Raw genomic sequence first — 14669 nt, 5'->3', positions numbered from 1 at the left:
AATCCCTTACTCTAAGCCCATCTTTAGCTGGTCTTAAAAGAAAGGGTTCAAACTTTGCTCTTTTGGATTGACTTATAGAAACGTTTAATGTTAAATTTACTAAAGCAGTAATTTACTAAATTACTAAATTCGAAATGATAAGGAGTACGGATACATGAAAATTCCAACACATTTAAAACATAAACCTGTCATCGTGGCAGAAAATTATGCCAATATTGATGGGCGCACGGCTTATCAAACAGATGCACAAGGGCTTTCCCTTGGTCTGGCACAATGGAATGATCGAGGAAAGGTTGATATTTCTGCGAAGGTTTGGCGGCATACAGGTGGCAAGTGGTCTCGCCAATCAGAAGAACTTCCCCTACACCGCGTACTTGATCTCGCTATTTTAGTGTGTGAAACGGAACTTTATTTTAAGGAGGCTTATCGTCATGAGCATTTATATGATGAAGAAAACCCTGTAATTAATCGTGTAGGCTTACAGGGAGATGCCATGACAGTGGAAGTTTGCACAGAAAATGAACAGATTAAAGAGGATATTCAGCTTTTTCAGCAAGCACTTAATAATGATGGTGAGCTAATTGGTGAACGCCTACGCACACTTTCAAGAATCTTAAAAGAAATGGGTTATTAAAACTCAAGAGGAACTTAATGATGAACGAACAAATGTTACAGGATGATCAACAGCTACGCAAAGCTTTTTTAATTTCTTAATTCCCGTGATGCTAGCGAATGTGCTGCAATCTGTTGGCCAAGTTTTTGCTATGTTTATCGTCGGACGCAATTTAGGGGTCGATGCCCTAGCAGCCATTTCGGCATTTTTTCCATTTTTCTTCTTTTTAATGGCCTTTGCAATTGGCATTGGTTCAGGAAGCTCTATTTTAGTCGGGCAAACATTTGGGGCTGGTAATCATGCCAAAATGAAAGAGGTTGTTGGTGTAACACTCGCCTTTACAACTATTTTATCCATCGCTGTCGCGATTTTTGGTGGCTTTTTCATCGAATGGATTTTACGTTTTATGCAGACACCTGCGAATATTTTAGACATGAGTATTAGTTATGCCCAAATACTTTTCTTCACGTTACCGATTATGTTTTGGTATTTGGTGTATACAACCTTTATGCGAGGAGTCGGCGATTCCAAAACACCTTTTCTATTTTTAGTAATTAGTGTTGTGTTAAATATCGCCTTCCTCCCCCCTTTAGTATTCGGATGGTTGGGGTTGCCTGCGTTCGGCTTAAATGGGGCTGCCTATGCTTCTGTGTTATCAAACCTGGTGACAATGATTCTGTTGTTAGCCTATTTGCATAAGACAAAGCATTTACTACGTTTTGATAAAATAATCTTACAGCATTTTAAATTAAAGAAAGATATTTTAACGTCCTTATTAAAGCTAGCCATTCCATCCAGTATTAGCATGGTTGCCATTTCAGTAGCCGAAATTGCCGTTATTGGCTTTGTGAATGGCTATGGTTCGGATGCTACTGCCGCTTATGGCGTTGTCAATCAGGTAGCTAGCTATGCACAAGTCCCAGCAATGAGTATTGCCATTGCAACATCTGTCTTTGTAGCACAGGCGTTAGGGGCTAATTCTACAGAGATGATTAAAAAAATCCGTCAAATGGGTGTGCGCATTAATTATCTTCTAGGTGGCGCGATCATACTCATTATGTATCTGTTTGCAGAGCCTATTTTGGCTTTCTTTATCGATTCACATGAGACTGTGCTTATTGCCAAGAATTATTTATATATCGCCTTTTGGAGCTATTTAATTTTCGGACACACACAAACTGTTTCTGCTACAATGCGTGCCACTGGTGTCGTATTATGGCCAACTATCTTCTTAGTCATTACGATTTGGGTTGTACAGGTACCATTAGCGTTCCTATTATCTCACCATACGTCACTAGAACTAAATGGCGTTTGGTTAGCCTATCCAATCACCTTCTGCGTCCACTTCATTATGCAATATGCATACTTCAAGCTAGGCTGGCAAAAACGAACATTAAAAGCTATGCTGAGCGAATAAAATGGAAGAGGGCATGCCATATGTGCGTGCCCTCTTTTTATTATGGCAACAAAATAACCAGGCACTCAAAATTGAGCCCTGGTGATTTTGTGAAAAGTGAATGTTACTACTTGCTTTAGTTCTTTTGTATTCTACTAATAGAGTAGTCGTTTAACATTGAAAAAGGTTACAACCAATTTCAATTTTTTTCTCGCTTTTTAGCAGTTACCAAAATAAGGCGAAATATAGAAAACGAACTGTATACTTTGAATACAAATCTCCTTCTAAACCGTATCTAGATGTTTAATTCTCCTTGCAATGCTGTAACTGCTGCGCCTGCAATCAATACCTTGTTGTGATGAGGGGCCACATAGATTACACCTCCACGTTTAGAAAGCTGCTTGCTGACAAGCTGTTGTTTAGATAATTTCTCACACCAATAAGGGCCTAGTGCGCCATGACTTGATCCATTTACCTGATCCTCATCAATGCCTTGTGCTGGAGAAAAAAAGCGAGATACGATATCGATGTCTTCTTCCTTCGATTGACTAGTTAGGCATATACCTCGAACAGGAAACTGCTTCATCGCAGAAAAGTCAGGTTCAAACTGTACAATTAGGTCTTCATTGCCTACTTCCACGATATAATCCAATTCGGTCCTCCCTACAAAGATGGGCTTACATCCTAACCAGTCCTCCAATGCTGAAGGACATTCCATTTCAGCAATTGTATACGTTTTGATGGCGATTTCCACTCGTTCATGTTGCCACTTGGCATGTAAAGGACCACTTGCTGTATGAAATGTAATTGTGTGCTCCTTTGGCACAATTCCTTGTTGCCAAAGGACAAAGGCACTAGCAAGGGTGCCGTGACCACAAATGGGTATTTGCCTATTTGGCGTAAACCATTTCAGCGTAAATTCAACCTGTCTTTTTTCAATAAATGCTGTTGTCGGGACAGGTATCTCCTGTGCAATTTTTTGCATGGTCTCCTCAGAAACTTCTTCATCTAATAGACATATTGCTGCAGGATTCCCTTTATATAGCTCATTCGTAAATGTATTAATTAGCCAATATGAAATACTAGTCACCGTTCTCCCCTCCTTGCCTCATCATACCTGAAAATTGTTTCATTGGATATAATTTTCCAAATACTATTTCCTCAGCTAGCACTTTATAAAAAAGCCATCTTTTGTCTAAGCTAACACTATAAAATACAACTGAAGAGCAATTCGAGTGGAGAAACCATGAAAACTTATTTCAAATTTTTATTGATCATCGGATTGACGACATTACTCGCAGGATGCTGGGATATTACGGAGCCGCAAAGAATGTACTATATAAATGCAGTAGGTGTAGACTACGAAAACGACGAGTATATTGTCTATTTACAAGTGATTAATTTCGCTGATGTCGCGAAATCTATACAACCTAGCGCAACGGTGGCGCCTGCTGAAGTAGGACGTGCCACTGGTAAAACAATAGAAGAGGCAATTTACAAATTATATCGCTCCTCGGATCAAGAAATTTTTTGGGGGCATATGCGATATATGATTTTTTCAGAGCAGGCTATGGAAAATGAACACATTATTCCTGTCATCGATACATTCATACGCTTTCGTGATACTAGGTATCAAATCTGGGTGTATTGTACAAAAAACCCAGTTGAAGATATATTGCTTGTCACACCAATCTTAAGAAATTCGTTATCCTCATCAAAATTAAGTAACCCAATCAACCCAACAGAACAGGAAACATTTATCGAACCAAAAGACTTAAGAGATGTTGTCATTGGCTTAAATGAGCCAAGTTATGAAGTAACAATTCCTTATGTGTCCATTAAAGACGATTGGGAAACAGATGAGGAGCAAGTTGAGGAAACCTATTTTTCAGGGGTTGGTGTCCTATCGAAAGATGGCTTTAAGGGGTTCGTGCAAGACACTGCGGCTCGCGGCAGTCAATGGATGCATAACTATACTAATCGCGGGGAGATTACCTTTCAATTAAACACAAGTGACCAGGAAGAACTAACGGTTAGTATTGAGAAAATACATGTCGATGTGGAACCACTTGTCAAACAAGAGGCTGTTACATTTGAAGTCAAATTGAGAATCAATGCGACCATCAATGGTTTTAAAGGAAAAGTAACCGAACAGGAGCTGAAAGAGCTTATTGTTAAAGAAGTGAAAAAGGAAATCCAGGAAACCTATAAAGAAGGCCTAAAATTAGATGTGGATATCTATCGATTGTCAGAATATCTCTACCGCGATAACGTCAAGGCTTGGAAAAAGCTTGAGAAAGATGGAAAAATCCCATTATCAGAGGATTCAATTAGTAAAATTGATGTGGATGTAGCCAAAATCAATCCAGGTCGAAAAACTTTTACAGAAACAATAAAAAAATGACCAGATGTCCTCATAGGAATCTGGTCTCCCTATTATTTTATAAGTGAGTATATATAAGTATCATGGGGCACATTATGTTGATGCATATATTTTTTTAATAATCCTTCTTGTTCGAAGCCTATTTTTTGCAATAGTAGATTGGAAGCTTCATTTTCTTTAAATACAATGGCTCCAATACGTACTAAATCCATTTCTTCAAAACCATAGGAAATAGCTCGTTTAACAGCTTCCTGAGCATAGCCATTTCCCCAATATTCAGGAAAAAGGGCGTAGCTGATTTCCGCTCTTCGATGCTCTATTGACCACTCTTGAAAGCCGATTGTACCAATAATTCCTTCTTGATCCTTTAATGCAATGCCCCATTTAATACCACGTTTTTCAGCAAAATTGTTGGCAAAATTTTGAATGATTTGCTGCACTTGAACTAAGCTGGTTAAAGGTTGTTGGCCATAATGGCGCAAAACTTCAGGATTCGAAAAGCACGCAAGAAGAGCTTGTCCATCAGAACTCGTCAATTCCCTTAACACTAATCGTTCAGTATGTAAAATTGGAAACATCATATACCTCTTTTATTGTAGATTTATTAATCAAATTTTACATTTGTCAACTAGCTATTGCAATCCCTATTTCCATTTGATGCCACTTTGTTAAAAGGACAAGGCTAGTTGCCCTGTCCTTTTTGTGCGTGTTAGTTTGCTTGTGCATCCCGACAGAGTAAGTCTACCAGAGCTATCTATACATTCTCTCTACAAATCCTCCATGATTTCTCAATACACTACTGCATAAAATTTTCCTTTATGTCCACAATAAGTTCTAAATAGTCAATGAGAGGTGAATGGAATGGAACACTTTCCACTCATACATACAAATTTTTGGGATGCCGTCGTTGCAGTACCTGTAGTTATGATGATTACCCAACTCATTAAGAAAATGTGTCATATAAAGCCTTTTTGGGTTCCAACCATTGCACTAGTTGTCGGCTTATTCATTTCTATTTTCATCAGCCACCGACATAATCTTCTTGCAGGACTATTCATGGGCTGGTTTTATGGCTATGCAGCAATTGGAAGTTATGCTTCCTTAAAAACTTCTTATCTTACCTATAAGCAAAAGAAGAGAAGAAAACAGAAGTATACTGCTCCTTAATGGTGACTATTACACCTACATGTACAAAAGCTTATACTAAATTTCAACAAAAATACTTTATAAATTTCATACTTGTTACATTACCTTTTGACAAACAATGAATTGGAGAGGAGGAAAAAATATTTCTGAACGAGATCTTACACCTAAAGAAAACAATGCTATTTGAGCTAGACAGAAAAAATTCAAGCGCCCTGCAAGCCAATTAGATATACTAAATATGACGGCAGCAATCACTCTTGAACTAGCAAAAGAACAAAAGCTGAAACACCGAATGAACAAATAATCTAACCGTTAAAACAATTGCTAGAAAATTATGCTACTTACACTGTCTCTATTCATGATAATTCAGCCGACAGCATTTTCTATTCTTTTTACCCAAAGATAAATAATTTACAAATATCAACGACATTCAATTTCTAATAATTGGCTCATAAATGTACACGCTAGAAAACGGAGGAAAATCAACGTGTCTAAACTCATTACGTTTACCTTTAATACGAAATATACCGATCAAATTCAGGAAACATTTTCGTTTGAACAATTAGGGATTAATGAGCAATTACCTAGCGATGAAATAAAAAAACAAATTGATCATCTATTTAAAAATTGGGTATGTGATCGTCTCAACCTATCCTATAGCATCGTTGTAGAAGAGAATGAATGACCGTTGTATCACCTTTTACTTTTGAATTTCTTTACTTGTTCTCGCAAAGTGGTAATGAAGACTCGGATTTGTTCCATCGTCACAATAATACATAATGCAGGCCCACATTCTCTTGCACCATGATGATTCTTCTCATAAGCATCTAGTACAAACACTAATTTATAACGTTGCTCTGCTTCCTCCCTCTCCTCTTCAGGAATTTGAAAGATACCGTATCCAGGAAAAAAATATTCACCATAATGAGGGATATGATAGATGCATAGGCCAGGATCATGCGGCTCCAGCATACTTAAATAAGCAGGCTCCAATTGTGTTATGTCTTCTAATAATTGAAGGAAATCTCTTTTTAAACAATAAATCTCAGTATTTATCGCTGGGAAAGCTGGCCCAAAGCGAAATTCAATACGAAACTTTACACTTTCCTCGTTCACCATTAAAATATCTAGCTCTACCTCACAACTCGGATGACTCGAATCATCTTTTAAAATTGCCACTATACCGCCCCTTACACTTGCTTAATCGTTGTTCTCTCTACAATATACTAGGAAATTATCATTTTACCAAAAAAACGAAATTATACATATTTATGTATGGTATAATAGATTTTATTCATTTTTGGGAGGTGAAGGTGTTGAAAAGATATTTGGTGACAAGCATTGTAGTAGGAGCCATCTTCCTAACAGGCTGTGAAAAGGATGACAAAGCAGCCTCACCACTATCTACATCAGTAGATAAACAAATAATAGCAATGGAATCTGTCATGGCACCTGTTCCATTAGTTTTAACGCTACCACAGAAAGAATACTACTATAAAGAATATTCGGCTATTGTCAATAAACTAAATGAAGAATATGGTACAGGCTTTAAGCTAGATCCCATTACAACATTTTCAGCAAATTATTGGCTTGAATTAAAAGATTTTGAAGACATGTTAAAAGGCAGAATAGACACTTCTTATGTCGTGGCCGATAATAAGGAAGTTTTTTCTCCAGTTAAAGTACCAAAATTCGTTGAATTACATATGGGGGCACATCGAACAATCATTCGAGTTGATGGTTCATTTGACACCCAACTAAGCATGGACATTCCTGGTGGAAGACAGTTATTTTCGGTTATGCATTCCTTGTCTTCTAAAATTGAACAGGGTAAAGGCTACTGGACGCAAACGGGGTATGACCCTTCCATTAAAGATCATGGCAGTGCTTACAATATTGCAATCGGTGGTTACTATTCATATAATGGTGTATCCTCACCTCATATTATTGAGATCGAGTATTATTGTAATATACATGGTGGCATTACTTAATAACTAGCAATAGGCTTGCCTGTAATCTTTTTCACAGACAAGCCTTATTCTTTTATAGGATAGCCTCTATTCCTTTCATCATATCAAGAGCGCCCTTAGATTTATTGGAACATACGACAACTTTGATGGAAGAAGCAGGATAATAGGCTGAATGGAAGCACACGCCAGGATCATACCCCATCACATGGTATTTCAGTATTGCTTGTTCACTATTCTTCTTAATCCATACACCATAGCCATAACAATCATTTTCATTCAGTTCGACATGAGGCATTAACAGTTGATTCGTTAACTCTTCATTTAAAAGTTCGAAATTCATAAGTGCACTCCAGAACTTTGCCATATCCTTCCCTGTTACGAATGCTCCCCCATCAGAACCCCCTTTTACAGGTAAAGAATAGATATTTGTTTTCCAAGTTCCATCTGGGTTATCTATGTACCCTAATGCTGTATTAGCTGGCAAAGAATCTAACGAAAAATAGCCTGATTCCGTCATATTCACCTGATCGAAAAGATGTTGTTGAATGTAAGCGGAAAAATCCATACCAGTTGCATGCTCTACAATTAACCCTAATACAATATATCCTGCATTATTATAGTGAAATCGCTCACCAACTTTATACTTCATTGGACGATTCTGAAATAATGGTAAAAAATCTCGCAATGTTCGAAGCTGGTACATCGGATTTTCAACCCATAACGCTTCAAAATTCTCCATTTCTTCCTCATCAAAATAATCGGGTATTCCTGACGTATGTGTTAGCAGATGAGCGATGGTTACTTGCTTATCAAAGTGCTTAAATAGTTGAGGCAAACAATCGCATAATTTCGTATCAAATGCTAGCTTCCCTTTTTCAATAAGCTGACAAATAGCGACTGCAGTAAAAATTTTACAGCCAGAGGCAATGCCAAAACGAGTTTTGGCATGATTGTCGATTTGTTCTGAGCGATTCGCATAGCCAAAACTTTGGCTGACTAAGGCAACCTTCTCCTGATTTTCCACTAGCACCGTTCCTGAAAAATTAACCTTCTCTTGTATGTCGATAAGAATATTTTGTAATTTTGTTTGCATAGATATTCTCCTGATTTTCTTAAAATTACTAAATAATAGTTTTTTTATTTTAACAATATCGTTTTGAACATATTTTTACAAGTCTATTTCGTTTCAATCCAGAAGATCCGCATAATCATGTAACGGAAGGAAACAATAAGAAAAAAGGAGATGTGTCGCTGTGGAATTTTTTCATAGTCAAGAATCACTTACTGCTACTCAATGGATTCTCCGAGCCATTGTCGCTTTTTTCTTCCTACTTTTCGCAACAAAAATTATGGGACAGCGCTCTATTTCTCAGTTAAGAATGCTGGATTTTGCAATGGCTATCACACTTGGGAATATTATCGCACATCCCTTATCTGATGAAGGGTTAGGAATGAAGGGTTCCATGATTACCATGGCCGTTTTAGTTGCGCTCTACCTCATCGGTGTTTTTTTGAGCCTAAAATGGGTTGCCTTTCGTCATTTAATAGACTCCCCGCCGATTCCCCTGATTAAAAATGGGCAAATTATTAGCGCCAACTTACAAAAGGCTAGAATATCTGTTGATTTACTTTTATCAGAGTTAAGAAAAGAAAAAATTGAAGAAGTTCAAAATGTAGCACTCGCTTTATGGGAACCAGACGGATCGATCTCTAGTTTTTTGCATACACCCTACCAAACACCAACACGAGCAGATATAAGTGTACAGTCTAATCCTTTTTTTCTTCCCACGGTTCTTATTAAAGAGGGAAAAATTGATTACCGTGAGTTGAATAAAACAACGCTAACCGAGAGTTGGTTAAAAGACCAACTATCAACTTATAACATTGATGTAAAGGATGTCCTATTAGCAACAATCAACCAGAATAATAAATTGCATATCTTTCCTTATTAACTTCCCCTCAAAAAACTCACAAATTAAAACGCGTAATTAAACTGTATTAAAAAGTATCGTTGCTGAAACACCGTTTGAAAATGCTCCTCCCGTTGTACTTACTTGTACAGAAAGAAGTGTACAACTATTAACTGGGTAATTTGCAATCACTTTTGCACAACAATTGGGTGTTGTAGATGAATTTGGTCCTGATACGCTCGCAATGATACCTGTAGCAACGCTAGTAGATCCGCAATTTGTGCTGATAAATATTTGTGCTGAAGCCGTTTGACCTGCACTTAAAGCATGGTCGCGAATATTCAATGTTAAGCTTCTAATTGTAGCATTTTCAGGAATAACAATTGAACTTCTCACGAATGAAGCTGACGAATTACCAGTACCAAGAAAATCATTATTACCAACTGATTGATCTGTAGAGAGGAAAACTTCCATCAAACCTGAACCACTTGGACCTGTTGTTCCAGTAACACCTGTAGTCCCTCTAGCGCCAGTCGCTCCTGTGCTTCCTGTTACGCCTTGGGCTCCTGTCGCCCCTGTTATTCCCTGTGAACCTGTTGCTCCTGTACTTCCTGTTACGCCTTGGGCTCCTGTTGCCCCTGTTATTCCCTGTGAACCAGTCACTCCTGTGCTTCCTGTTACGCCTTGGGCTCCTGTTACCCCTGTTATTCCCTGTGAACCAGTTGCGCCTGTGCTTCCTGTTACGCCTTGGACTCCTGTCGCCCCTGTTATTCCCTGTGAACCAGTTGCTCCTGTACTTCCTGTTACGCCTTGGGCTCCTGTTGCCCCTGTCATTCCTGCTAGTCCCCGTTCTCCTGTTGCTCCTGTTATTCCCGCAAGTCCTCGAAGTCCAGTGGCCCCTATTATTCCCTGTGGACCCGTTGCTCCCGTTACTCCTGCTACTCCTTGGAGACCCATTTCTCCCTGTGGACCTGTTGCCCCCGTCACTCCTGCTACTCCTTGGAGACCCATTTCTCCCTGTGGACCCGTTGCTCCCGTTACTCCTGCTACTCCTTGAGGTCCTATTTCTCCCTGTGGACCCGTTGCTCCCGTTACTCCTGCTACTCCTTGGAGACCCATTTCTCCCTGTGGACCTGTTGCCCCCGTCACTCCTGCTACTCCTTGGAGACCCATTTCTCCCTGTGGACCTGTTGCTCCCGTTACTCCTGCTACTCCTTGAGGGCCTATTTCTCCCTGTGGACCCGTTGCTCCCGTTACTCCTGCTACTCCTTGGAGACCCATTTCTCCCTGTGGACCTGTTGCCCCCGTCACTCCAGCTACTCCCTGAGGGCCTATTTCTCCCTGCGGACCTGTTGCCCCCGTTACTCCTGCTACTCCTTGGAGACCCATTTCTCCCTGTGGACCCGTTGCTCCCGTTACTCCTGCTACTCCCTGAGGGCCTATTTCTCCCTGCGGACCTGTTGCCCCCGTTACTCCTGCTACTCCCTGAGGGCCTATTTCTCCCTGTGGACCTGTTGCCCCCGTCACTCCAGCTACTCCCTGAGGGCCTATTTCTCCCTGCGGACCTGGTGCTCCCGTTACTCCTGCTACTCCTTGAGGGCCTATTTCTCCCTGCGGACCTGGTGCTCCCGTTATTCCTGTTACTCCTTGGGGACCCATTTCTCCCTGTGGACCCGTTACTCCTGCTACTCCTTGAGGTCCTGGTGCTCCTGGGGGACCTTGTGCTCCTGTAGCACCAGTAGCTCCTGTTGCTCCTGTTACACCGATTGGATCCTCAATACCATAAACATATGGGTAGCCATTACACCCAAATTCATTACATTTATATTTCATTGGATAATTACATTTTGCATCACATTTAAAATTATCAAAATTACGATTGTAACTAAACCTCAATGCGACTTCACCTCCTGTCCCTTTTTATCATATTCAAAAGTCTACTTATTGAGATAATTAATGTACCTAGAATATTAGAATGAATTAACTATGTATCTTAAAATAAAAAGAACATTAGGCCATGTAGAACCCAATGCTCAATAATATGTTTCAACATTATCCATTTGTCTTTGCCATTTCTCAGTAAGCTGCAAATTTAGGGAGTTTCTGCTGGATATACCATTCCATCACGATTAAATTTGGCACCCAACATAGCCAAGCGATAGAGGCATAACTATACTCAAAATTATCAAAGCCAAATACTACCGTAAACAAAGGGAGCCAAATTCGCAATGTGACAGCTGCGAAGGTTAAAGCATAATTTCTTAGCATCCATTTCTGATGGCCTTGGATATTTCTTTTTTTAATATGGACCAGCGCTTGAAACATGGTGAAGAGCCACCCTATGGCTAATAAAGCAAAGCCTAGCTGTGCTACCCATCCCCCTGTTGCGTTCAGCGCTAAATAAAGTCCTGCCAAGCCACCAAACAAAATACTAACCATATAGATATTGCCTAGTAGTCTATGGCGTTTCACATTTTTCTCTCGTAACTTTGATGACAACGTAAAAGGACCGATGACGAGGGCTAATATACCGAATACAATATGTATATAGAGCATGATATACCAAAATGAATGCAATGTTGCACTAAGCATAAGCTTTAATTGAACAAATCCCGCCTGCCGTGCATCGAATAGTAAATATTGAACAACCGAATAGCCTGCTATGAACAATGCCAAGCCACATACAATCCACCACAATTTTTGTTTCATTTTTATAGCTCCTTTCTATGTTAGCGTACCATTCAAATCTCCGATCTTTTAACACAGACAAATAACAGGGCGTAAAAAGCATATAAGTGGACGTTTATCGACAGTACAACGAATTGACCATTAGATAGTGCAGGTTAATAGACAGCCAAAACGCTCCACTCCAGGGTATTTTTCTCCTAAACTTGTAATGTGAAAGCCGAGATTTTTATAAAAGAGGACGGCTTCTTGATCTGTTTCTGCATAAATGGAAGAAAAAGCATGATGTTCTTCTACATACCGAATCATCTCACGTCCAATGCCTTTTCCACGATAAGCAGGCGATACGGCTATATGTATAATTTCACATTGATTTGCCTCTCTTTTAACAATCCCTATACAACCGATAGTGTCTTGTGCAAAGGTATAGCCATACAATACTCTTTCTGGACATGCAATGTACAATGGGTATTCCTTCTCCACTTTCTTTTCGGATGTGGCATAGGATAATAATGTTTTCACATCGGGATGTATCTTGCTTGAATGGATCATTTTCATGGACTTCTACCTTTCTGGACATCATCTCAACTTACTAATAATACCTTTAAATTACTATAATTGTAAATAACGCATTCGTATTATCACTAAATATTTCCATAATATACTAAAATATTTTCTTTTATGTTATGATGGCTAAAAAAATGGGGAGGGTGTACCTTGCTGGTGAAAGGCTATAAATTTAGTTTACCCCGCTTTTATTGGTTACTTTTCATCCCTATCTTTTTGGGGACGAGTTACAAAGCATTATTTTTTGATTGGCACATACAAAAATATACTTTTCATGAGTTAGAAGATTTCGGTCGTTATGTAATGATACTAGCAACAAGCTTTATTGAGGCCTTTTTCTATCTACTTATATTTCGATTGATTGTCTATTTGCTTCATCTCGTTTTTCAAAAGTTTACTAGGAACAATAGCTAATGAGCTGAAGAAAGAAGCGTGTTTGCTCCATTGAAAGAATCCTTTGGTATGCTGATAGAATGATTTTTTTAGGGCAGTGTTCAACAAATTTTCCAGAATAACGATGTATGATTTTTCCATTACTATTCAATTTGCGACAAAAAAGGGTAGCCAGCTACTCAGCAAACCCTTTTTCTTTTCCCACCTCAATTAGTATTCATGCTAGGATTATGTGGATTCCATGAAATAATTTTCGCCTCGTCTACGTTGACATTGCCTAAGCTGAAGAGATGCGGAACATACGCAAAAAGCCCAAAGTTCTTCCCTTTTTCTTTCTCCGTTTGGAAATAGTCTACTGTTGCTGATGGTAGCTGTTCTAGTTCTCTATAATCAGGTAACGACAGTAGTTTTATATCCTCTGCAGCAATTGCCCCTGCTGGCCCTTTATAGTGTTCCTTGGAATACAGGTACATCGCATTACGATTAACCGCTAGTTTTTGGATTGGAATTTGATAAAACATTAGGCTTTCTCTCGTTGCAATACCAAGCTCTGTTAAAGCCTTATATAGATGACTAGGATGGATTGGTAGGAAATGAACAACATCATTCCACAAGCAATTTAAGTGAGGAATTTCTTTCATGAATAATTTCGGTCTCTCAGGATGATCAAAATATTTTTTCGAATATCGTTCATATAAATGTGGAAATAATGCCCCTAACCTATTTAATGGCATAAGCTCAAGACCCACCATTTCCCTTGGAACCATATGATAAACATATCTCTGCATGACAAGCACCTCCACCTAACTAATTCTTCGAACATTTGGAAATTCCTGTTACAATCATTGTATAAATAGAAAGTAGGTGCACAATGGAATTATTAGTTATCATTCTTATTTTTGCCGGGATTTTTGCTATATATGATTCGATTAGACGAGTTAACAATTCTATTTTGGAGCAAACGGAGGAACTAAAGAAATTACGAGAAGAGCTGAAAGGTAAGAATAAAAATTAGAGGGGCTAATACTTTTGCTTTGGATAATCAATTGAATTAGCAATATCAATCAGGACTTCAGCCGTTACTTGATCTGCCACATCTCGATCAATACTAAAGACATATTGCCAATTGTCTCTTTCAAATACAAGTAGATGAAAACCAATTCGTGGATTTTCAATATAGGCTGCCTCACTGCCATTTTTCAACTTAAATACATCTGTTTTATATTTTTCAAATGACATTTTATGCTGAACTGGTCGAACCTTGATTTTGAAATGATTTTGTGGCAATTGATCACTGATCATTACCACCTCCAGCTGATCATTCATTTCTCCTTCTAAATCACTAAACCTTCCAAAGTGATGCGTAAAGCTGATTGGCGGTACTCGTAGGGGTAGCTTCAGCTCTTTATTATAGTGGTGTTCGAACTCTTTTACGGCTATTTCTACTGTTTTATAGCCGATTTCAGGAAGAAATTCTTCAAAAGGTTGTGGCGACTCACTGTCCTTTGCAAAAACCAAATTAAAAGTGGAAACATACGTAAATAAAGCTAGTCCAATAAGAATACGCTTAGTCATTTTACCGCTCCTCTAACCTATTTAGGTATAG

At 38.8% G+C, this 14669-nt stretch carries 17 protein-coding genes; 8 read left to right on the top strand and 9 right to left on the bottom strand.

Annotated elements, in window-relative coordinates; translation table 11 throughout:
• Positions 1 to 154 precede the first annotated feature (154 nt).
• Entirely contained in the window at positions 155 to 634 is a 480-nt protein-coding gene (locus tag LBYS11_RS10630; RefSeq protein WP_016994140.1) for a DUF6530 family protein, read from the top strand.
• 88 nt (positions 635 to 722) lie between these two features.
• Positions 723 to 2030, top strand: coding sequence for an MATE family efflux transporter (locus tag LBYS11_RS10625; RefSeq protein WP_103118088.1), 1308 nt, complete (start codon positions 723 to 725; stop codon positions 2028 to 2030).
• 274 nt (positions 2031 to 2304) lie between these two features.
• Here LBYS11_RS10625 and LBYS11_RS10620 read toward each other — a convergent pair whose 3' ends face one another.
• A complete protein-coding gene (locus LBYS11_RS10620) occupies positions 2305 to 3099 on the bottom strand; it encodes a PhzF family phenazine biosynthesis protein (RefSeq protein ID WP_103118087.1) in 795 nt (264 codons plus the stop codon).
• Between the two features lie 156 nt (positions 3100 to 3255).
• Between LBYS11_RS10620 and LBYS11_RS10615 the strand changes: the two genes are divergently transcribed.
• Positions 3256 to 4413: a Ger(x)C family spore germination protein gene (locus LBYS11_RS10615; protein ID WP_103118086.1), complete on the top strand. Its 1158-nt coding sequence runs from the start codon at positions 3256 to 3258 to the stop codon at positions 4411 to 4413.
• A gap of 32 nt (positions 4414 to 4445) precedes the next feature.
• Here the strand turns inward: LBYS11_RS10615 and LBYS11_RS10610 are convergent, their stop codons facing one another.
• Complete coding sequence (locus LBYS11_RS10610; protein WP_054548635.1) at positions 4446 to 4970, bottom strand: GNAT family N-acetyltransferase; 525 nt, start codon at positions 4968 to 4970, stop codon at positions 4446 to 4448.
• Between the two features lie 283 nt (positions 4971 to 5253).
• Between LBYS11_RS10610 and LBYS11_RS10605 the strand changes: the two genes are divergently transcribed.
• Together LBYS11_RS10605 and LBYS11_RS10595 are read left to right on the top strand one after the other, a co-directional pair.
• A complete protein-coding gene (locus tag LBYS11_RS10605) occupies positions 5254 to 5559 on the top strand; it encodes a hypothetical protein (protein WP_048392961.1) in 306 nt (101 codons plus the stop codon).
• Positions 5560 to 6025: 466 nt separating this feature from the next.
• Complete coding sequence (locus LBYS11_RS10595) at positions 6026 to 6223, top strand: hypothetical protein (RefSeq protein ID WP_009371305.1); 198 nt, start codon at positions 6026 to 6028, stop codon at positions 6221 to 6223.
• 8 nt (positions 6224 to 6231) lie between these two features.
• Here LBYS11_RS10595 and LBYS11_RS10590 read toward each other — a convergent pair whose 3' ends face one another.
• The gene (locus LBYS11_RS10590) at positions 6232 to 6717 is read right to left on the bottom strand and encodes a hypothetical protein (RefSeq protein WP_054548636.1); all 486 of its coding nucleotides are present in this window, start codon (positions 6715 to 6717) and stop codon (positions 6232 to 6234) included.
• 134 nt (positions 6718 to 6851) lie between these two features.
• On the opposite strand from LBYS11_RS10590, the gene LBYS11_RS10585 reads away from it, so the two are divergent.
• Positions 6852 to 7529, top strand: coding sequence for a hypothetical protein (locus tag LBYS11_RS10585; RefSeq protein WP_231595642.1), 678 nt, complete (start codon positions 6852 to 6854; stop codon positions 7527 to 7529).
• A gap of 52 nt (positions 7530 to 7581) precedes the next feature.
• On the opposite strand, the gene LBYS11_RS10580 is transcribed toward LBYS11_RS10585, so the two are convergent.
• Entirely contained in the window at positions 7582 to 8601 is a 1020-nt protein-coding gene (locus LBYS11_RS10580; RefSeq protein WP_103118085.1) for a serine hydrolase domain-containing protein, read from the bottom strand.
• A gap of 160 nt (positions 8602 to 8761) precedes the next feature.
• Between LBYS11_RS10580 and LBYS11_RS10575 the strand changes: the two genes are divergently transcribed.
• Positions 8762 to 9460 (top strand): DUF421 domain-containing protein, encoded by a 699-nt coding sequence (locus tag LBYS11_RS10575; protein ID WP_103118084.1) that lies wholly within the window; start codon positions 8762 to 8764, stop codon positions 9458 to 9460.
• Positions 9461 to 9496: 36 nt separating this feature from the next.
• Here the strand turns inward: LBYS11_RS10575 and LBYS11_RS10570 are convergent, their stop codons facing one another.
• The 4 genes from LBYS11_RS10570 to LBYS11_RS10550 form a co-directional block, all read right to left on the bottom strand.
• A complete protein-coding gene (locus LBYS11_RS10570; protein WP_103119078.1) occupies positions 9497 to 11251 on the bottom strand; it encodes a collagen-like domain-containing protein in 1755 nt (584 codons plus the stop codon).
• 243 nt (positions 11252 to 11494) lie between these two features.
• Positions 11495 to 12127: a DUF2306 domain-containing protein gene (locus LBYS11_RS10565; protein WP_048395672.1), complete on the bottom strand. Its 633-nt coding sequence runs from the start codon at positions 12125 to 12127 to the stop codon at positions 11495 to 11497.
• 120 nt (positions 12128 to 12247) lie between these two features.
• Positions 12248 to 12661, bottom strand: coding sequence for a GNAT family N-acetyltransferase (locus LBYS11_RS10560; RefSeq protein ID WP_103118083.1), 414 nt, complete (start codon positions 12659 to 12661; stop codon positions 12248 to 12250).
• 608 nt (positions 12662 to 13269) lie between these two features.
• The gene (locus LBYS11_RS10550) at positions 13270 to 13851 is read right to left on the bottom strand and encodes a group-specific protein (protein WP_103118081.1); all 582 of its coding nucleotides are present in this window, start codon (positions 13849 to 13851) and stop codon (positions 13270 to 13272) included.
• An 83-nt stretch (positions 13852 to 13934) separates the two neighbouring features.
• Here LBYS11_RS10550 and LBYS11_RS23235 point away from each other — a divergent pair, with 83 nt between their 5' ends.
• Positions 13935 to 14078 (top strand): hypothetical protein, encoded by a 144-nt coding sequence (locus LBYS11_RS23235; protein WP_167444844.1) that lies wholly within the window; start codon positions 13935 to 13937, stop codon positions 14076 to 14078.
• A 5-nt stretch (positions 14079 to 14083) separates the two neighbouring features.
• Here the strand turns inward: LBYS11_RS23235 and LBYS11_RS10545 are convergent, their stop codons facing one another.
• On the bottom strand, positions 14084 to 14638 hold the full coding sequence (locus LBYS11_RS10545) for a hypothetical protein (RefSeq protein WP_103118080.1): 555 nt from the start codon (positions 14636 to 14638) through the stop codon (positions 14084 to 14086).
• Between the last annotated feature and the right edge of the window lie 31 nt (positions 14639 to 14669).

The organism is Lysinibacillus sp. YS11, from assembly GCF_002896375.1.
Classification (GTDB): domain Bacteria; phylum Bacillota; class Bacilli; order Bacillales_A; family Planococcaceae; genus Lysinibacillus; species Lysinibacillus capsici.
The sequence above is the reverse complement of the archived record's forward strand: the minus strand, read 5'-3'. Positions and strand labels throughout refer to the sequence as shown.

Bases quoted from the DNA above. Each gene is read 5' to 3' on its own strand.
- LBYS11_RS23235 (WP_167444844.1), top strand. From the start codon at position 13,935: ATGGAATTATTAGTTATCATTCTTATTTTTGCCGGGATTTTTGCTATA.
- LBYS11_RS10625 (WP_103118088.1), top strand. From the start codon at position 723: ATGCTAGCGAATGTGCTGCAATCTGTTGGCCAAGTTTTTGCTATGTTT.
- LBYS11_RS10550 (WP_103118081.1), bottom strand. From the start codon at position 13,851: ATGCAGAGATATGTTTATCATATGGTTCCAAGGGAAATGGTGGGTCTT.
- LBYS11_RS10610 (WP_054548635.1), bottom strand. From the start codon at position 4,970: ATGTTTCCAATTTTACATACTGAACGATTAGTGTTAAGGGAATTGACG.
- LBYS11_RS10570 (WP_103119078.1), bottom strand. From the start codon at position 11,251: ATGAAATATAAATGTAATGAATTTGGGTGTAATGGCTACCCATATGTT.
- LBYS11_RS10545 (WP_103118080.1), bottom strand. From the start codon at position 14,638: ATGACTAAGCGTATTCTTATTGGACTAGCTTTATTTACGTATGTTTCC.
- LBYS11_RS10565 (WP_048395672.1), bottom strand. From the start codon at position 12,127: ATGAAACAAAAATTGTGGTGGATTGTATGTGGCTTGGCATTGTTCATA.
- LBYS11_RS10580 (WP_103118085.1), bottom strand. From the start codon at position 8,601: ATGCAAACAAAATTACAAAATATTCTTATCGACATACAAGAGAAGGTT.
- LBYS11_RS10615 (WP_103118086.1), top strand. From the start codon at position 3,256: ATGAAAACTTATTTCAAATTTTTATTGATCATCGGATTGACGACATTA.
- LBYS11_RS10630 (WP_016994140.1), top strand. From the start codon at position 155: ATGAAAATTCCAACACATTTAAAACATAAACCTGTCATCGTGGCAGAA.
- LBYS11_RS10605 (WP_048392961.1), top strand. From the start codon at position 5,254: ATGGAACACTTTCCACTCATACATACAAATTTTTGGGATGCCGTCGTT.
- LBYS11_RS10560 (WP_103118083.1), bottom strand. From the start codon at position 12,661: ATGAAAATGATCCATTCAAGCAAGATACATCCCGATGTGAAAACATTA.